This window comes from Chitinophaga oryziterrae (assembly GCF_009758125.1).
GTDB classification, from domain to species: Bacteria; Bacteroidota; Bacteroidia; order Chitinophagales; family Chitinophagaceae; genus Chitinophaga; species Chitinophaga oryziterrae.
This window is the reverse complement of sequence record NZ_WRXO01000007.1, coordinates 342,429-363,158: the sequence shown is the minus strand read 5'-3', so window position 1 is coordinate 363,158 and position 20,730 is coordinate 342,429. Positions and strand designations below refer to the sequence as shown.

The 20,730-nt window shown below is 40.7% G+C and carries 12 protein-coding genes; 6 read left to right on the top strand and 6 right to left on the bottom strand.

What is annotated here, in order from left to right; genetic code table 11:
• Nucleotides 1–297 precede the first annotated feature (297 nt).
• The 3 genes from GO495_RS22985 to GO495_RS22975 are packed head-to-tail and all read right to left on the bottom strand — an operon-like array spanning nt 298 to nt 2,468.
• Nucleotides 298–711, bottom strand: coding sequence for a hypothetical protein (locus GO495_RS22985; RefSeq protein WP_157302148.1), 414 nt, complete (start codon nt 709–711; stop codon nt 298–300).
• A 4-nt stretch (nt 712–715) separates the two neighbouring features.
• A complete protein-coding gene (locus tag GO495_RS22980) occupies nt 716–1,087 on the bottom strand; it encodes a hypothetical protein (RefSeq protein ID WP_157302146.1) in 372 nt (123 codons plus the stop codon).
• A gap of 10 nt (nt 1,088–1,097) precedes the next feature.
• Entirely contained in the window at nt 1,098–2,468 is a 1,371-nt protein-coding gene (locus tag GO495_RS22975) for a hypothetical protein (RefSeq protein WP_157302144.1), read from the bottom strand.
• Between the two features lie 544 nt (nt 2,469–3,012).
• Between GO495_RS22975 and GO495_RS22970 the strand changes: the two genes are divergently transcribed.
• The 3 genes from GO495_RS22970 to GO495_RS22960 all read left to right on the top strand — a co-directional run bounded on the left by GO495_RS22970 (nt 3,013) and on the right by GO495_RS22960 (nt 9,925).
• Complete coding sequence (locus GO495_RS22970; protein ID WP_157302143.1) at nt 3,013–6,093, top strand: SMEK domain-containing protein; 3,081 nt, start codon at nt 3,013–3,015, stop codon at nt 6,091–6,093.
• A 425-nt stretch (nt 6,094–6,518) separates the two neighbouring features.
• Nucleotides 6,519–7,664: a nuclease-related domain-containing DEAD/DEAH box helicase gene (locus GO495_RS22965; RefSeq protein ID WP_157302141.1), complete on the top strand. Its 1,146-nt coding sequence runs from the start codon at nt 6,519–6,521 to the stop codon at nt 7,662–7,664.
• A gap of 344 nt (nt 7,665–8,008) precedes the next feature.
• Nucleotides 8,009–9,925, top strand: a complete 1,917-nt coding sequence (locus GO495_RS22960) for an alpha/beta hydrolase-fold protein (RefSeq protein ID WP_157302139.1) — start codon at nt 8,009–8,011, stop codon at nt 9,923–9,925.
• 107 nt (nt 9,926–10,032) lie between these two features.
• On the opposite strand, the gene GO495_RS22955 is transcribed toward GO495_RS22960, so the two are convergent.
• The 3 genes from GO495_RS22955 to GO495_RS22945 are packed head-to-tail and all read right to left on the bottom strand — an operon-like array spanning nt 10,033 to nt 13,745.
• On the bottom strand, nt 10,033–11,304 hold the full coding sequence (locus GO495_RS22955; protein ID WP_157302137.1) for a mandelate racemase/muconate lactonizing enzyme family protein: 1,272 nt from the start codon (nt 11,302–11,304) through the stop codon (nt 10,033–10,035).
• A complete protein-coding gene (locus GO495_RS22950) occupies nt 11,305–12,849 on the bottom strand; it encodes a gluconokinase (RefSeq protein ID WP_157302135.1) in 1,545 nt (514 codons plus the stop codon).
• Nucleotides 12,850–12,860: 11 nt separating this feature from the next.
• The gene (locus GO495_RS22945; RefSeq protein ID WP_157302133.1) at nt 12,861–13,745 is read right to left on the bottom strand and encodes a helix-turn-helix transcriptional regulator; all 885 of its coding nucleotides are present in this window, start codon (nt 13,743–13,745) and stop codon (nt 12,861–12,863) included.
• A 176-nt stretch (nt 13,746–13,921) separates the two neighbouring features.
• On the opposite strand from GO495_RS22945, the gene GO495_RS22940 reads away from it, so the two are divergent.
• The 3 genes from GO495_RS22940 to GO495_RS22930 are packed head-to-tail and all read left to right on the top strand — an operon-like array spanning nt 13,922 to nt 20,349.
• Nucleotides 13,922–17,092 carry a SusC/RagA family TonB-linked outer membrane protein gene (locus GO495_RS22940; RefSeq protein ID WP_157302131.1) on the top strand — a complete coding sequence of 1,057 codons (3,171 nt, stop codon included), beginning with the start codon at nt 13,922–13,924 and terminating at the stop codon, nt 17,090–17,092.
• A 2-nt stretch (nt 17,093–17,094) separates the two neighbouring features.
• Nucleotides 17,095–18,627, top strand: coding sequence for a SusD/RagB family nutrient-binding outer membrane lipoprotein (locus GO495_RS22935; RefSeq protein ID WP_157302129.1), 1,533 nt, complete (start codon nt 17,095–17,097; stop codon nt 18,625–18,627).
• 12 nt (nt 18,628–18,639) lie between these two features.
• Nucleotides 18,640–20,349, top strand: coding sequence for an IlvD/Edd family dehydratase (locus tag GO495_RS22930; protein ID WP_157302127.1), 1,710 nt, complete (start codon nt 18,640–18,642; stop codon nt 20,347–20,349).
• Nucleotides 20,350–20,730 lie beyond the last annotated feature (381 nt).

The following is a 20,730-nucleotide window of genomic DNA, read 5'->3' as shown; positions in this document are numbered from 1 at the left end:
TTAGGTGGCTGGAAAGGCTATCTCTCAGAACGTAAACCCGGCATCACTACCTTTTGGATGGGGCTGCAAAAATTTACTGCAGTCATGCAAGGCTGGATTCTTTTTAGAAATGTGTCCAGACGGTAGCCCGACAGGGAGGCTTTTTGTATTTTCAATTATTGCATTTTATTTTATAAGTATTTCATATTCAATCCTAAGTTGGTTTGATCAAGAGCTAATAAACCAAGTTCCTGTAACCGAACTATTGCCTAGACCAATTGGTAACCGACCGTCGGAATAAATCAGAACTATAACACATTAGAGCTCGTTTTCATCATCTTCGTCAGTAAGGCCTTCATCCTCGACATCATCTTGATCTTCATCTACTTCTTCCATTACATTCCATCTATAATAACCAGAATGCAAGCTTTGATGGTCGTTTTTAAATTTATTCAGCGCTGTTACAAATTGCGTTATTATTAATACTACATCACTATTTGTGGGAATAGCATCTTCTTCAACCAAATCAAGAAAAGCGGTTGTCGATTCTCCTGCAAGCAACGTTATTACTCTTTCTAGAATGCGATTTACGTGTTTAATCTTAATTTTATTGATTACACCATCTTGCTTCTTCTTTGAAAACTCTTTAAACTCTTCATAAACAGCTTGCAACATCGGTTGAATAAGAATGTATTCAGTAATGTTGGCTCTCGAAATATTTTTTCCTGCCATTTGGTTACTTTTTTCGATTAATTTTCTCTGGCATTAAGGTCCGAATTTCAGTTCCAGTCCAATAATAATATCCACTACGGACATATATGTTATCTGCTCTCTTTTTTTCTAAGCAACTTAAATATTGCCCAAGCATCATAGCAACATCACTGCTAGAGGGTAGTTCATCCTCATCAAACAAATCAAAATCTTCAAAGGGACTATAACCCGGGCCCAGAATATCGTTACATTCCGCCAGCGCCTTGTTTATGAACTTAATTTTGAATTTGTTAATTGCAGCGTTTGGCGTTTTCCTTGCCAGTGCGCTCATTTCATCATGGAAGCTTTGAGTTTGCGCCTGTATTTTTTCAAAATTGCTAATTTCCTCCTCTGTCATATTTATCTTTTTATGATGGGCAATCACGTGTAAATTGTATGTATTTCCTTTTAATAATATCAATTGGGTCTCGTTGTTTATTTTCGTACATATCAGCCATCATAACGAGATCAGAATCATCCAATATTAAAATACATTTTCTATGTGCTGACCACAGATTAATAGTATTGTCGTAGATGTTTTTGGGTGCTGCATTTCTGGTAAATAAAATCCCAAATCGTCCGAATTGGTCTGATAAATATCGGTTTAATTGGTTTAGGTGATCCCGCTCTAGCGTCTTGACATTTTTGAGTTCTATTACCAGTTGCGTAGCTTCATATTTATCGTATATTTCTGTTAAAAAATCATATGATCGATTGTTATAAAAAATAATATCGCGTATGTGTAAGCCGCTTTCTGTGCGACTTTGTTCCTGTGCAAAGTCTAAATAAGGATAGAGCATGGAGGCCAATACCGAAACCATATTGTCCTCATATTTGCGGTCGGCATTTTGATCTTTTCCTGTTGGCAATCCCACAATCGTTTCTGATTTTCTTTTTGCGGATAGGATTGGAATTTGTGTGAAAAGCGGATCGTTAACACAACTTTGCTGGTTGGCTACTTTCTGACGAGTATAGGCATTAACCATATCATAGTTGTGCCTGTTGAAATCAAGAAGTTGAACTCGATTTAACCTATTTCCAAAGGTCTTTTGATGATCTTTTATATAATAGTTATCAAAGTAATCTTCGTAGTTAAGCCATGGGTTGTAACGCAGCCATCTTTTGGGCACCAATATAATTGGCTTTTGAGTATTAGGATTAACCGGTAGATAAGTTTCCTCTAAAATGATTTTCAGCGTTTGTATATTAAATATTGGTACAGAACATTTTTCAAAGGGAAACTTGTATTTATCACATTTTTCTAATGTATAGTCGACTAAAAAAGATTTTATTAGAGAACACGTAATATCACTGATCCGATCCTTTGAAATGCCCTGTATCAAAAGCTGGACTTCCTCAAAGTGTTCAAAACCATTATTTTTAATTTGAGGTATTTTTTTAAATAGCTCAAGAATTTCTTCAGATGCTTTAACTCCTAGTTTTTTCCCCGTTCTGGTTTTTGAATTGCCAAGTCCTGCCTCATCACACTCCGTCAGGTCAATCAAGGTTTGGATTGCCTCTTGTTCCTTTCCTTTAATAAATTGATTTCCAATGGCATTGAATGCTGATACAACAGCTAAATGTAGTCCATTATCCTGCTGTGAAGGAATTTTCCAAAGAAGAAAGGGATCAACATATAAAGGAATATCTTCATCTAGAAAAGGAAGTGCAAAATCTATGTCCTCTTGCTTTAAAGGAATATTGTAGAAGTCATTAAGTCGGGGACGAACGATTGCCATTTATTGAGGTTATAACCCTTAAATTAGGATTTTTAAAGCATTAGAAAAGAAAAATTTGTTCGTGAGTAAATGAACTTCCATTATTGATAATGGAAGATATTACCTTCTATTCAATTTGACGTTCCGCTCAAAAAAATCAAAGTATTCTCATTAAAAGATCTTTAATTTGATGCGAGTTGTATTTCAAAACTAAAGGATTATGGTTTATTAAAGTAATGGCACGTAAGAAAACAGGAAAATCCCCTGATAATTTGAATCTAATACAGCAAATTTATCAAACTGAAGATAATAATAGAAATAGGCAATAATTTCAGAACAGCCGTTTCATTAAGAGAATAACCTATTAATAATCAACAGAAGTTGGTTCGAGAATCTACCGCTACTGGGCACTTGGCGAAACGCCGGAGATTGTATCTCCGGCGTTTCTTGTTTAAGCCATTCGGAGCACACCATTTCATTCCTCCCTTAATTGGTCATAATCCGTATTTTTCTTATTTTAGGAACGTTAGTCCAAGTACAAGCATACTGTTATTAACTCCAATGTATGAAGAAAAAAGAATTAATAGAAAGTATTGTTACCTCCGCTAATTTGTTTGTTTTGCAAATAAAAAGTCAATCCGCTTTGGATCTCCATGATCTGAGTATTTATGCAGAACAGGCTTCTATTCCAATTTTAGATATTGTATTTGACCTGAAACTTAAAAGTGCCGGTGAAATCAAACGAAATCACCCGGCTATAGATTTAATTGACTCAGAAAAAGGAATCGCATTTCAGCTGACGTCAACAGCCACTTCAACAAAAGTTGTAGAAACACTGCAAATATTTGTTGATAACAAGTTATATGAAAAATATCCTACCCTGTATATCTATATACTAACAGAGAAAAAATCAGATTATAAAACATCGAAGATTAAAAACATAGTGAATGGTAAATTTGATTTCGATGTCAATACGCACATCCTTGATTATAGAGATATTTTGAGGCGTATTAATTTAATTCGTTCTATAAAAACATTAAAAACGATTGCAGAAATTTACGAAGACCTATCTTCATTATCTAATTTCCAGATCACCAAATTCATAGAAAATCAACAGACTGGTTCCACACCGAAAATCAGAAAACAAGCATCCTTTATTGAAAATATCAGGGAAGAACTCAAAGGGATAATTGGAGAGGACAACATTGACAAGTTAACAGAATTAAAAACATCCTTAGATAATATTTCAATTTTAGAAAAAAGTTTAGCAGCTAAAGCTAAAGAAATTGAGGAATGTAAAAAAGCGCTGGATATTTACCCTGAGCAAGGCGCCATATATGAAGCGCTCAGAAGAACCTTAACATATTCCAAAGAAGAATATGATAAGCTGAAGTATATCATCGATCAGCAAAAACACATTATAAATCTACTCTCTCAAAACATAAAGCGTCAGAAAGAATTCCTGAACCGGATGGATCTCCAAAAAGCCTCTGGGAGAATGAAAGAGGTCAAGATACTCTTTGAGGCTGGTGAATTCTCAATGGTCAATACCTTGCTAAATTATGAGGGACGGCAAGAGTACATCAATAAGAAGTTGAGAGAAAAAATAAACCAGTCTGAAGAACTAGAGTCGTTAGCAAATGAAGAATTTTTTCTTGCGCTAAGTATGTTACAAAAGCCTGATTGGGTAGAAAATATACAATTAATTAAGAATCATTTTGAACAATCAATTGAATTAGGCGGGTTTAGTTTGAATTGCTATCAGTATTCCTTTTTTCTGGAAGAAACAGGTGATAACGATCGTGCAATCTATATACTACGTAAAACAATAGATCTTCTTCCAGAAGATGATGCTGAAAACAAAGCCACCCTTTTAAGCAGACTGGGAAAATTACTAATTGCTCCAGATGCAGCTGCTGCTTTGAATATTTTTCAAGAAGCAGTTGATATTTATGGGAATTTATTTGATGAGAATAATAATAAATATGAATATCCCCTTGTTAAAACGATGCACGAATGCGGAATGCTTTGTATGAGTACATCCATGGAACAGGCAAGAATTTATTTTGAACAAATTTTGTTATTAACAAGTAACCGTAATCATCCTGCAGACAAACCTACACAAACACTGACATACCTGACGTTACTTGCTTTAGGATCATTGCATGGCCAACTGGGAGATAATGAACAAATGACCTCGTACCAACAATTAGCATTGCAGCTAGGGGCAAATATTTCTCTTGATAATCCGAAAGATGATCTGTTTTATCTTCAGGAAGCGGTTCGCCGTATGCGTTTTTTATTAAACGAAGACAAAAACGGTCCGCGTTCAAATATAATTTATAAATATGCGCTGAAAAATTTTCTAATAGTCTGGGACTGGAATTTACAGGAAGATGTATACAATATTGCAAAGGCACTTAGTACTTTAGGTCTTCATCTACTTGTAGATCAGGAAACAGTGGGTGCGGGTATTTGCTTTTGTGGTGCCTTGAAGATATTTAAAATCCTTAATAAAAAAGGTTATTCCTGTCTTCCGGATATAGCTAATAACCTTCGTGATACAGGATTTATACAAATGACCCAAAACAATGCAGAAGTAAATAAAAAGTTACTATCAGAAGCACTAATTATCCGCAAGCAACTGGCAAAGGACAACCCAGTCGAAAATTTTAAAGAGGCTGCATCATTACTCGATACATTATACTATAATTCTTTTATCGGAGTAGATCCTTCTGAATTCCATAAAGCTATTCCTTTTTTTGATGAAGCACTGGCAATTCATAAAGATCTTTATAAAATATATAACCAACCAGATCTCAGACAATGGTTACAATTGTTACATCACAAAAGCATATTCATTTCCAGGGAACTGGATAAAACAGATGTAATTATATGGTATCAGGAATTAATTGGCTTCAAAAACCATATTCCTCCTTCGGATTATAACTTTTATGAACTAGACATTCAAATGGCAATACATGAGTCAGGACAATTATTAATTGAGAATGTCGAAGTAGATAACGAGTTATTCTTAACTGTAGCAGGAGATGTTGTAGATGCCAGGAAAAATCTGTTTGAAAAAGATCCTGAAACTTATACCGACTTTCTATTGTGGACATTTTTGAAAGTAGGAGAGAAATTTATGGAAGGGAGACAATGGGAGCATGCACGCATCTATCTTAAAAATGCTATCGAATTAATTAGTATGCTCCAGAAAAAGGATCCTGAACAATATGATAAACAATTTGTGATGCCAACCTATAATTTGGCATTTGTATGTTATCAGGCGGTAGATTATAACAGTGCGGCAAAACATTACTTAGATCTGTGTAAGTATTTTGAGGCCAGACTACAAGAGTATCCCGATTATCATACAGTCTTCATATCATTCATGATTAAGCTTATTGAGGTTTATTTGTTGGATAATCAATTAGATGATGCTTTGTTCTATATTACCAAAGTAATGAAATTTCTGCCGGCAATCAATAATTCTTCGGAAGAAGATGAAAAAATGATGTCATTAAAAAATTTAATAGCAGCATATCTGCCAGGATTTTCACTCAGTAAAAATTTATCTGGCAGATGGACATTAACTGTGGCAAAAAATAAAAATAACAGCAAACAATGGTGGAAGTTCTGGTAACATAAACCATTTAATCCAGAAATGAGGCTCAATATGAGGCAAAAAAACATAAGAAACGGCTGCCTGCCAGAGTAATGGAGTCTTTAGTTAAACTGTAATAGCTTCGATTAGTTCTTGCAATGAGGTATATTCTAGCAGTTTACGGTATGTCATATAGTGACAAAAGCTCAAACAAAAAGACCAAACTATCTTCTTCTCCTCTTTGAACAGGGGGGCTAAAATATCAATTGGGTTGCAGTAAACCGATCTGTAAAGGCATGAATTATCCCATTTCTTCATGCGTTCCCATACATTAACCGCTTATTAACAATACATTAGGCGAGTCACATTAATTTAGCTATGATTATCAACAGATGGCTTGACTATTAATAGAAATTTACTTTTGATAATATGATTTAGTTCTTTTCAATTTGAAAACTTGACAAATGCATTCAAATCGCCTATATCCTTCCTGGGACCAGATAAGTCAATTAAAGACGCCTCTTACAGCAGGAGAACTAGCTTTAGTTCAATATTTAGATTTATATCTTCCGAAGGATAAAGATTGGACGCAGACCAATAAATTAGACGATTATAAGCACTTGCAAACATATAGTGGCTGGCTTATTTTTGTTCAACCATTTCTAAACGGTGCCAGACCAGATATCATAATATTTCATCCAAAGATTGGTCTCATGATTTATGAGGTTAAGGATTGGAACTTGAAGAATTACGGAAATGACCAGGGAGGCTTTAAGGTGCATACTAAGGACGGAAGTTATGGGGTCAAACATCCAAAAAATCAAGTGGAACATTATAAAGATAATATTCAAAATCAATTAGTCCCTGCGATAGGGGAAGCTGTCGATTTAAACAAAAAGAATTTTGGTCTTATAAAAACAGGGATTTACTGCCACAATTCTACCACATCGGAATGTAGGGACATTTTAGGAACGCCACTTAAGCGTGAGCAATTTAAATATTTCCCATTTATTGGCAGAGATGAATTAAAGGTAGAAAAGTTACAGGACGTAGTTCCAGATGTTTATCGATCTGTAAGTTTTTCTTGGAAGCAGGAATGGAATGAAGAATTGTTATTTTGGTTACTACCTCCGTTTCATAGCATCGAACAAGGAACTGTTTTGACTCTAAGAGGAAATCAATCTAAAATAGCGGAGCCTCAGCCGGGTCACCATAGAATAAGGGGAGTTGCTGGTAGCGGTAAAACACAAGCTCTTGCATATCGTGCTGGTAAGCTAGCTTCAATGAACAAGAATGTGTTGATTGTAACTTTTAACATTACCCTTTGGCATTATATAAGGGATATGATTCAAAGAACACCATTCAATTTTAGATGGGATCAATTCACCTTCGCACATTTCCATGGATTTTGCAAAGATCGATTGAACCAATTTGGGGTTAAATGGCCTACAGGTCCCGTAAGAGAAAAATTTGACAGTGATGAAAGCTTTAATCAGGCTTTAGAATTATTTTTTAGATTCACAATTCCCAATGCTGTTAAATCTGCTATAAACAACAAGATCGTCGATTACTACGACGCTATACTAATTGATTGTAATACACGGGTTTGAGTTACGGTCAGGTCTATTGTCTTTCCATTTACTACAAGCTTACAATTCTTCGCGTCAAACAAAACTGAGCCTAAAGTAATCATGCTCGTATTCTGATCATCTTTGGCTAAAGCTTTTCGAGGCTTAGGTAAGAAAAAAAGGAGTAGAACAACTAACTTGAAGATGTAGTTGTGTGTTCATTATAGAACGTTAATCTACATCTATTAAACATGTCTTTCAGACAATAATTATTTCTTCGGAAAATACCTTACTATTGTTATGTAAAAATAAATAACACCCACCATTGTTTACGCACATCCGTACAAACGAAGTATTAAAGTGCTGAACCTAAATCTATAATAACTATGAAAAGGTTGATCTTTGCCATTGTAGCTTTTTGTATGGCCTATATGACCGCGCATACTCAAGCGATTATTACCCATGCGCCTCAAGGTTTTGATGCCTTGCGTAATGAGATTCCCCACGGAAAAATCGATACCATACGCTACGCGTCCAAAACAGTAGGTACTAAGCGCAGGGCATTAGTTTATACGCCCCCGGGGTATTCTAAAAAAAACAGATATCCTGTATTGTATCTGCTGCATGGCATAGGTGGCGATGAGAAGGAGTGGCTCAACGGTGGCACACCGCAGGTGATCCTGGATAACCTGTATGCTGACGGTAAATTAGCGCCAATGATCGTTGTTATGCCAAATGGCAGAGCTATGAAAGATGATCATGCTACGGGCAATATTATGGCACCTGATAAAATTCGGGCGTTTGCTACTTTTGAACAGGACTTGCTGCAGGATCTTATTCCTTTTGTTGAAAAGCAATTCCCGGTGTTGACTGATAGAGAGAACCGTGCAATTGCGGGTTTATCTATGGGGGGAGGCCAATCGCTTAACTTTGGCCTGAGTAATCTTGATCGGTTTGCCTGGGTTGGCGGTTTTTCTTCAGCTCCTAATACCCGAAGCCCCGAGTTACTGGTGCCTGATCCGAAAATTGCAAAAAGGCAGCTTAGACTACTTTGGATTTCCTGTGGCGATAATGATAACCTGATTAATTTTAGTAAACGTACACATGACTATCTATATGAAAACAAAGTGCCACACGTTTATTATATAGAGCAAGGTGGGCATGACTTCAAAGTTTGGAAAAACAGCCTTTATATGTTTTCCCAGTTTCTCTTTAAGCCTGTTGATCCGTCTACTTTTACGCAATATACAATGCTTGGTACGCCTGCGGCTACTAATGTACGTAATGCCAGTTTCCCACAGGTATTGCCGGACAACCATGTCGTGTTTCGTTTGAAGGCACCGCAGGCCCAACGGGTGCAGATTGATCTTGGTAAAAAATATGATCTGACAAAGGATACCACAGGCTATTGGACGGGTACTACTGATTCTATCGGTGAAGGCTTTCATTACTATTCTCTGTTGATAGACGGTGTCGCCGTTGCTGATCCGGCCAGCGAAACTTTTTATGGAATGGGTCGTATGGCTGCTGGTATTGAGATTCCTTTTGCCGATGGTGCTTTTTATGCTATTAAAGATGTACCTCACGGTGATGTACGGATCAAGCGCTACTTCTCGCCGGTCACTAATTCCTGGCGTCGTTGTCTTGTATATACACCTCCAGGATATGATAGTGCTACAGATCAACGATATCCTGTACTCTATCTTTTGCATGGCGGGGGCGAGGATGAACGAGGATGGAGTGCGCAGGGCAAGACCGACCTGATCCTCGATAATCTCATTGCCGCAAAACAAGCTAAACCTATGCTGGTGGTAATGATGGATGGCAATGTATCTACAGGAGACTTCAATGAGCATTCGTTGCAAACTTTTGAAAATGAACTAATGCACGTTGTTGTTCCTTTTATTGAAAAAAATTATCGTACAATAGCGAACGCAGAACACAGAGCGTTGGCAGGCCTGTCCATGGGTGGTATACAAACACTTTATGCGGGTGTCAATAACACTGATCAATTTGCTTATCTGGGCGTGTTCAGTTCCGGTTGGTTTGGCGGCAAGCAACCGGCAGCAGAACAGCAATATGCATTTATGAAGCAGTCAGCAGGTAAAATCAATAGTAACCTGAAACAATTCTGGATCACTATGGGCGGTAAAGAAGACATAGCCTACAAAAACTGCCAGAATATGCTGGCAAAGTTTGATGAAATGCAGATTAAATATAACTACAGCGAATATCCTGGCGGCCATACCTGGCCGGTATGGCGTAATAATCTCTACAAGTTTGCCCAACTGTTATTCAAATAATGCCACTTCAACGAAACCGCAAAAATTACATCATTGTAAATAACGGGTAGAGGATATGAAAGGTTGGAGATTATCTCCGGCCTTTCCCTTTTTATCTCAGTCAATGCTTACTCAAAAAACGGCATTCCTGCTATCGCATACTTTTTCATTCCTTCTTCATTGATCTCTACACCAATGCCAGGCTTTTCTGAAACGGTGATGAAACCGTTGTTCACCCATTCGCCGTCATAGGATACGATTTCCCTGAACATAGGTTGTGTATGAAAATAACTCTGCCATTCGAGGATCATGAAATTGGGTACAGCAGCGCAGACATGTACTGAAGACATCGCGCCCAGAAAAGACGCTACCATATGTGGTGCAAACGGCACATAGTAAAGGTTAGCCAGGTTAGCAATCCGTTGGCCTTCGCCCAGCCCACCACATTTTTGCAGGTCAGGCATAACGATATCTACGGCACCTGTCTCAAGCATTCTTCTGAACCCATAAGCCAGATATTGGTTCTCTCCAACGCATATAGGTGTGCTGGTGGAATCAGCAATCAATTTATAGGCTTCTACATTTTCAGCCGGCACTGGTTCTTCCAGCCACATCAGGTTCAGAGGTTCCAGTCGTTTCGCAATGGTACGGGCAGTGACTGCATCATAACGACCATGCATATCTGCACAGATATCGATGTCCGGGCCTACTGCCTTACGGGCAGCCGCCAGTTGATCGTACATACGTTGCAGCTCTGCCGGACTAGCTGTCCAGTTATATAGATCATACTTATTAGGATCGTTTATCTGATCGAGATCGAACTTGATGGCATTGAATCCCATTTTTCTGGCGTTGAGGGCCGCTTCTGCAAAATCAGCGGGTGTGGGCAAATTACGTTGATACAGCGCGGTATCACAATATACGCGTACCTTATCGCGAAACTTACCACCCAGCAACTGGTAAACGGGAAGCTGCAGGGCTTTACCTGCCAGGTCCCACAATGCTGTTTCTATGGCCGACAATACAGCTACATACATCCCTGACTGAGCACCCTGAAAAAAGCCTGATTTACGGAGGTCTTCAAACAAGCGGTGCACATTCAGCGGACTTTTCCCTATTATGCGTTCGCCAAGATTCTTTACCAGATGATATGTGCCGACAACAGCATCCACCCCTTCTCCACAACCCCAGATATCCTGGTTGGTATAAATCTTTACAAACAGGCTGCCTATGATATAACCGCATTTTACTTCTGTGATCCTCAGATCGGAAGGTGACGACGCTTTAGGTGTGCGGTCAATTGCTTTTTCATAAGCCTGGCCGAAAATGGACAGAGGAGTCAGCGCGCCAGCAATGGCGGCCTGAGTTATAAAAGACCTTCTTGAGTGATGTGTTTTCATTTATAGGTGTTTTATTGAATGAACATGCTTTTGCTGCAGATTGCCTATTGCTTCAAATTCATCGAACAATTTGGTACTTAACTTTTCAAATATGCAGAAGTAATCAGCATAGATGACATGATGCTGTTTATTTGGTTTGAAAACATTGGGTGTTTCAACCAGTGGTGCCGCATCATCCAGTGATGTATAAATTCCCATTTCGGTAGCACTTAATAAATAAGCACCAAAGCTTACACTATGAAATTGTTGTCTTACCTGCACTGGCTTACTGAATATATCAGCAATCAGCTGACTGCAAAAAGGAATAGTACCAAAACTGCCATTTACTGAAAGACTGTTGATGGTGCGCTGTTCGCTCAGCATTTTACCGATGCTGTAGATTTCATATAAAATACCCTCTATTGTAGCCCTTATAAAATGACTGCGTTCATGTTTAATGTTAAGTCCGAAATAAGCGCCGCGCGCATTCGCATTCCAGATGGGCGCACGTTCTCCCAAAAGATAAGGCAGGAACAACAATCCATCTGATCCCGTTGGCACATTGGCGGCTTCCGCCATCAGTTGCTGCATGCTATTCTCCATATCAAACGGATTAGTGAATTCTCCGAATTGCCGGGTGAACCATTCAAAAATATTTCCTCCATTATTCGTAGGCCCGCCGGATACATAACAATTATCAGTAAGCAGGTAATTGAAGAACCGCATTTGTTCATCTTTCAATATATTGGGGCCCATTACCCTTACAGCACCACTGTCTTCAATTGTTATGCTGGCTTTCTCTTCTCCTTTTATGAAGCCGTCGCCTAAAGTAGCCAGACAACCATCACTGGAACCAATAATTATCTTCGTTTCTGCAGACAACCGTAATGATTGCTGATACGCGTTTTTCAATTTACCTGCTGTTGTAAATACAGGCGCCAGCACAGCTAATTGATTCGCGGTAATACCTGCGTATTGTAATGCATCTTCTTCCCAGTGTACTGTATGAATGTTCAATAAACCTGTGGCAGAAGCAATGCTGTAATCTATCATATACTCACCAGTGAGCTGATGAATAACGTAACTTTTGATGGACAGGAACTTGCTGGTGAGCCTGAAGCGTTCTGTATCACTATTTCTGATCCAGGCTATTTTTACCAGAGGCGACATGGGATGTATAGGCGTACCTGTTAGCTCATAGAGTTTTTTCCCGAGCTGCGAATTACGTAACTCCTGTGCTTCTTTTTTTGCCCGGTTATCCGCCCAGGTAATAGCATTGCCGATTGGATTTCCGTGCTTATCGACAGCCAGTACACTGTGCATGGATGCACAGAAACATATACTGGCCACTTTGTATTTTTTCGGATGAATATATTCGTTCAGAATATTCTTTAGTACATATAAAGTTGTAATAAAGACCTGTTCGGGATCCTGCTCACTGTGATCAGGTTCGGCATGAAATGTAGGATAGTGGCCCTTCATAGAGCCAATGATGCAGCCATGAAGATCATAGGCAAATACCCGTACCCCATTTGTTCCTAACTCAATTGTTATGATGCATTCCATATTACTGGCAATTATATATTACGCAAATGATTTTTTCTGAATTCACTGGGACGGTAACCAGTTAGCTTTTTAAAAGTAGTTGAAAAGTGTTGGGATGAATAAAATCCCGTATCCAGTGCTATATTAGTTACCGTAATATCTGCCCGCTTTAATAATTTAATAGCTTCTGAAATACGGATATTAATCAGGTAATTAATAGGTGAAAACCCTGAATAGCTTTTTACTTTTTCCGTGAACAACGTTGTACCCATACCTACCAGACCAGCCATTTCTTCTACCGTCCACTGATGCGACAGATCCTGACGCAACAATACTTCAAGCTGAATAAAAGTTTTAGGGAAATCGCGGGTAGAATGTGTTTGTTGGGTCATTTTACGGGTAATCTGTATCAGTAATTCATCTATCTGGTGATTGACACGAGCCTGAAAAGCCACTTCCATCTCTGATAATTCTGTATAAATACATTTAATAATCCTGCCCACTTCGCTGAAACGACTTAATGCAGGCAAATTGTTTAATGATAAGATCTTCCCGATGGCGGCAGCCTCACTATCAGACAACCCACTCCATTTACCGGGCTGTATATGTCCATCCTGCTTAGGTAAGGCCAGATGTATCCAGGTGAAAGAACCAATCTTCAGCACGTCATTGTCACAACCAAATGGGATATCAGGCATTATCAGGGCTACATCACCGGGATAAAAAACATATGGTTGATGGTTGATGTGCCACTCAAACCGGCCCTCTATTATATGATATATGCGTAATCCTTCCATAATCGTGGTAGGAAACATATTCAGCTGGATGGAGCCGTTCTTCTTCATGCCCAACTCCAGGATATGCGGGAACAGGAGCATTTCTGCCGATTTACCGTGTTGTAGCACAAATTGATTCATATGGGTTATATACAAATTGTTGTGGAATCCTAATTCGCTGCATAGGCTTCTATAAAGAAAAGAAATTTGCTCAATTTATACGTACAAAATTCAACTCCGTTTTATTTTGGAAGTTTTTATATGTAATACCAGATAATTTGTAGCTCTAAGAATTCCTCACCACACCAACTTGCGTTATGAAAAAGTATTTCTACTGTAGTGCATCCCGCTTTACGGGGTACTGGTTGTTTATCGCTTTTAATTTAATCTTATCCGTTGCCCATGCACAAACTATTACAGGAACGGTTTCTGATGAAAAGGGCTCAAAATTACCCGGGGTCTCTATTGTAATAAAAGGCAGTTCACAGGGGACTACTTCTGATAACACCGGCAGATATAACATTCATGCTTCTGCTAAGGCTACGCTCGTGTTCAGTTTTGTAGGATTTAAAACAACAGAAGTAAAAATTGCAGACCGCACGGCGATAGATGTATTCATGATCGCCGATAACCAGAACCTGGGTGAAATAATCGTAACCGCCCTGGGTATTAAAAAGCAGTCCCGTAGTCTGGGCTATGCTGCTACCAGCGTTAAACCCGAAGAGTTAAGCGTGAACCGTAGCAGCAATGTAATGAATGCCCTGCAGGGCAAAGTAGCCGGGGTAAACATTTCTTCACTGGGCACAGGCCCCGGTGGTACTTCCAAGATCCGCATCCGGGGGCAGTCATCTATTTCAGGACAGAACAATCCGCTTATCGTTATTAACGGTGTTCCGGTTGACAATACCAATTTCAACGACAATACCACCGGAGTAAAAGGTGGTGGTGTATTTGCAGATGGCGGAGACGGATTGTCAAGCATCAATCCTGATGACATCGAGAACATGACCATATTAAAAGGTGCACCAGCATCCGCCCTCTATGGTTCCCGTGCCAAAGACGGCGTGATCATGATCACGACAAAAACGAAAGGAAAAACCAAAGGGATCGGTGTTACTTACAACCTGAATTATACCAACGATGCTCCACTTGATTTTACCGATTACCAGAAAGAGTATGGTCAGGGTGAAAACGGTGTTCGCCCAATAGTGCCCAACCCTACTTCAGGCCAATGGTCGTTTGGTGAAAAATTTGAGCCAGGTATGACGCAAGTCCTTTTTAATAATTTAACTGTCCCTTATACACCACAGGGCAGCCGCATAAAAGAATTTTATCGCCATGGGCAAAATATTGCCAATACGATTGCCTTTGAAAGCAGCAGCGATAAAGGTGGGTTCCGGATGTCATTAAACAATACCGATAATCAGGGTATTATGCCCAATAATACGTTTAACCGCAAATCCATGAACCTCGGTTTTAGTTACAATCTGTCTGAACAATTTCTGATATCAGGTAACGTAAATTATTCACGGGAAATCAATACAAACCCTCCAAATATTGCCAACCAGGATAATTCCATTCCTACCACGCTCATGGCGATGTCTACTTCTATGCCATTGCATGTGCTGGATGAAAACAAATACAATGCAGCAGGTGATGAATACAATTGGTCAAGGTTCACCAACCGTACGAATCCGTATTGGGTACTGGCAGAACAATTCCATAATATAAAACGGGATCGTATTTTCGGTAATGTAACCCTGAAATACAACTTACTCCCGTGGCTGAGTGTGCAGGGACGGTTTGGGCAGGACTACTGGTCCAGGGACGAAGATGTAAACAACTTCCCTACTGGTCAGGCTTCCAGGGCGGCTGCACCACCAGGTTTTGTAAATGGTTTATATACGCAGGAGTCACACCGTTTCCGGGAAACCAATCTGGACTACCTGCTAAATGCAAATAAAAAATTCGGTAAGGTAGAAGTAAACCTGAATGCCGGTGGTAACCGCATGCGCAAACGGACCGACGCCAACAATGTAGTTGTAACCGATTTTATTACCAGGGGAATATATACCGTACAAAACGGACGTTCCAAAGACCCTGTGTATACATTGATAGAACAGGGTGTGAACTCCCTGTATAGTTCCGCTGAATTGAACTTCAATCAAACTTACTACCTGACCGCTACCCTGCGCAACGACTGGTTTTCGACTCTTTCACCCGAGAACAGAAGTATTATGTATCCATCTGTTTCTGGTAGTTATATTTTTTCTGAACACCTTACTCATGTTAAATGGCTGAATTTTGGTAAACTCCGGTTAGGTTATGCCCAGGTGGGCAGCGATGGAGATGTAGCACCGTATTCCAACCAGTTGTTTTATATTCCTAATGCCAATTTTATTAACAACCCTAATGGACAGCCAGTACCTGTGGGTACCAGTGCTATCAGTAATAATGTGACCGGCACTACCTTACCGAATGCTAAACTGAGACCTAGCCGTGTAGCCGAAGTAGAAGCCGGTTTAGAAATGCGGCTCTTCAACAACCGTGTAAATATTGATCTGGCAGCTTATCGCAAAATCACAAGCGACCAGATTGTACTGGTACAGATATCAGATGCATCCGGTTATCTGAACAGGCCAATCAACAGTGGTAAAAGCCGTAACCATGGGTTTGAAGCTATGCTGAACCTGGTACCCGTTAGAAGCCCTGACTGGAGCTGGGAATTTACCGCCAACACCTCTTACAACATTACAAAAGTACTCAGCATTATTAGTGACAAACCAGGCGAACGCATCACCACCGGCACACATGTATTTAACGGAGAAACCAGGCATGTGGTAGGACAGGAAATAGGACAGATTGCAGGCTATGGGTATGCGTATAATGAAAAAGGCCAGCAGATATTTCAATCAAACGGTTTACCTCAGCGTACATCCAACTTTATGTTATACGGCAGCGCCCTGCCCAAATGGGTTGGTGGTTTTTTGAACACTGTCAATTATAAAGGATTCAGACTGAGTGTTTTCATAGACTACAAACTTGGTAATAAAATGCTGTCAGGTACCAACTTCAATGCGGTGCGGCATGGACTGCACAAAATGACGCTGGAAGGACGTGAGGGCGGTGTAAAAGGTGTAGGTGTAGATGCCGCTGGTAATCCCAATAATGCCGTGGCAGCGGTGCAAACCTATTGGGAACACCTTCGTTCACAACAAATCATTGCACCCGTTGTATACAACGGTGGTTACTGGAAATTGCGGCAGATATCACTAGGCTATGATTTTACGAAACATATTCCGGCCAGATGGCCCATCAAAGGTGTAAAGCTCGACCTTGTAGCTAACAATGTATTGCTGTTAAAGAAGTGGGTTGATAATATTGATCCCGAAACATTTGGCTTTGGCTCTGATAACCAGGTAGGGCTTGAATCTCCCGGCTTACCTACCACCCGCAGTCTTGGATTGAATTTGAATATTAAACTTTAGTTATGAAAAAGATCTTCTTAGCAATCACCATATTATTTTTCTCCGCTTCCTGTGAAAAGGGATTGAGCGATCTGAATGTAAACGGAACAAATTCCACTTCACTCGACCCAGCCCTATTACTGAACCAAGCCATTATCAATACCTCGTTCCCGGTAAAATCCCTGGTGTTCGATATTGGAGTTGTACAGCAAATGATATCACCGAATGGCGGTGTGCTGGCCGGAGCCAATTTTAATCAGGACAGTCGCGATATAACCACACAACCGCTGTGGACAGCTTACTATCAAAGCGTGATCAAAAATACCTATGATGCCCGTACCCGGTCTAAAGACCTGCCGAACAGGAGCAATATGTATAACATGGCGCGCATTTACCAGACTTACGTGTTTATGATCCTTACAGATGAGTTTGGAGACATCCCTTATACAGATGGTGGCGCAGGGCTAGTTAAAGGCGCTCTGTTTCCCAAATATGACCGACAGCAGGATATTTACCCATTACTCATTCAGGAGCTGAAAGAAGCCGCCGCAGCACTTAACACAACGGCTGTTATTGAAACCGGCGACATATTGTATGCCGGCGATGTGGCCAAATGGAAAAAATTTGCCTATTCCCTGTTGCTGAGAGCCGGTATGCGATTGAGTAAAGTAGATCCCACTATGGCGCAAAGTACCGTGCAGGCTGCTGTAGCAGGAGGAGTAATCACCGCTAATGCCGACAATGCATATATACGACATGATGCCAATTACACTCAACCCATCGGCAATACACTGAATGGAGGCGAGGCGGCCAATTTTTACCTTGCCAAACCCTTTGCAGATCAGCTGAAGAATACTGCGGACCCGCGATTAACGGCCATAGCCATCAGGTATGTTGGTGCCACCAGCGGGGCCGGACAAACCGTAGCAATTGGCACTACGGACCCCACTAAACAAATTGGTATGCCTATTGGCAAAGACAACGGTACCATTGTGGCTGCAGCAACAGCGGATGGTCTGGCCAGCTTTTATGATTATAGTCAGGTTGATCGTCGCAGAATGCTCAAAATTTTCTCTCCTGTGTTTCTTGTCACTGCCGCACAAACCAAACTCTTACTGGCAGAAGCCCGTTTCAGGGGCTGGATCACCACCGGAAGCGCTGCTCAATATTTTGCTGACGGTATTAGTGCCCATATGGACCAGATGACAGTCTATGATATGAATTCTGCTGTTAGCACAGAAGCCCGTGATACTTACGTAGCCGCCACTCCGCTTACGGCCGGCAATGAACTGGAGCAGATCAATACCCAATATTGGATTGCCTCCTTTTTGAATGGCCCGGAAGCCTTTGCTAATTTCAGGAGAAGTGGTTTCCCGAACCTCACTCCTAATCCATATGGACAACCTAGTAATCCGGATGTGCCCAATGGTACTTTTATCAGACGACTTACCTATCCTACCTCTGAACTAAGTGTAAATATCGAAAATGTGAACGAGGCCATTTCCAGGCAGGGACCTGATAAATTGAGTACAAGGATCTGGTGGGATAAACAATAAAAAGAAGCGGCAATGAAGTTAAGAAGCGCAGACTGGTTCGGAAAACAGGATAAAATGGGATTTGTACACCGGTCATGGTTCCATACCCAGGGCTATCCTGATGATTATTTCATGAACAGACCTGTCATCGGCATCTGTAATACCTGGAGTGAGTTGACTCCCTGCAATGCACACCTCCGCGAAATAGCTGAAGTGGTAAAGCGTGGTGTGCTGGAAGCCGGAGGCGTTCCATTTGAATTTCCTGTTACTTCTCTCGGAGAAACGGTCATGCGCCCAACAAGCATGTTATTTCGTAACCTGACCAGTATGGATGCGGAAGAAACGATCCGCGCCAATCCTATCGACGGGGTAGTACTGCTTACGGGTTGCGATAAAACCACTCCGAGTGTTATTATGGGAGCCTGCAGCGTGGACCTCCCGACTATTGTAGTACCCGGAGGGGCTATGCTCAACGGACATTTTCGCGGTGAATGCATTGGCAGTGGTTCTTTCAACTGGCTGATAAAGGAAAAACAAGGTGTGGAAAATTATACTGCGCAGGATATTCACGAAGTGGAAGTAGGTGTGGCACGTAGCCAGGGTCATTGTATGACCATGGGTACTGCCAGTACGATGGCTTGTATGTCAGAAGCCCTCGGATTGACATTACCTGGTGCTGCAGCTATTCCTGCAGTGGATGCACGCAAGAAACTGCTGGCTCAGTTGAGTGGTCGTCGTATTGTAGAGATGGTAAAGGAAGACCTCAAACTCTCCCGTATACTTACCCGGGAGGCTTTTGAAAATGCCATTGTTATTAATTCCGCCATTGGAGGTTCTACCAATTTTATTATTCATTTACTAGCCATAGCCGGTCGTATCGGAGTTCCACTTTCATTGGAAGATTTCGACACCATAGGCAGCAGCATTCCCTTGTTAGTAAACCTGAAACCATCAGGTAAATTCCTGATGGAAGATTTTTATTATGCAGGCGGGCTACCTGTCGTTATTCGCGAAATGCAATCTTATCTGCAAATGAGTGTCTTAACTGTCAATGGGAAAAGTCTCAGTGACAATAGCAGCATTTCTCCCTGTTACAATACGGAGATCATCGCTACGCAGCAGGCTCCCCTGCAGCCGGAAGCCGGTATAGTAGTGCTGAAAGGTAACTTATGCGAGCAGGGAGCTGTTATTAAACCTGCTGCAGCTTCTGCTCATTTATTAAAGCATCGCGGCCGGGCAGTCGTATTTGAAAGTATAGAAGATTATCTGGCCAGGATTGATGATCCAGATCTGGATATTGATGAACAATGTGTGATGGTTTTGAAAGGAGTTGGCCCGGTAGGTTACCCCGGTATGCCTGAAGTTGGAAACCTGGATCTGCCAATGAAACTATTGAAAAAAGGCATCAAAGATATAGTGCGCATTTCTGATGGTCGCATGAGTGGTACGGCAAGTGGTACAGTGATTTTACATATATCGCCTGAATCATCAATAGGAGGTGTATTGGCATTGGTACAGAATGATGATATCATCGAGCTGGATGTGGCTGCAAAGAAACTGCATCTTGATGTTAGTGGAGAAGTGCTGGCTGCACGTAAAGCAAGCTGGCAGGCACCACTTCCTATGGCCACCCGTGGGTATGTAAAATTTTATATTGATCACGTACAACAGGCGCACCTCGGTGCAGACCTGGATATACTACGAAATAGTTCAGGATCTAAAGTAATCAGAGATCTGCATTAAGTGTTGGAAGATTAATTACCCGGATTATCCAGAAAAAGACAGGCAAACCCGTTGTTCTTACTCTACATGCCATTGCCTTAACAGTACTGCAGGAGATGCAAAGAATCGCATTGAATAAAGCAAACCCGAATGACTGTGTATTCGATCTGCCAACAGCAAACGGAGCTAATAAGGTGTTGGGCGAATGGGTTCAACGGGCAGGAGTAAAAAAGGAAATTACATGGTCTTGAGCCCGGTTAAGTTTTTCCATCCTGTTAAAAGATAATAATGTAGACGATGCTACTATTGCTTATCTGATGGGACATACCACTACCAGACAGGTACAGGCAACTTACAAAAGGCATAAGCCTAAAGACCAAACGGCAGCTATCAGTAACTTAC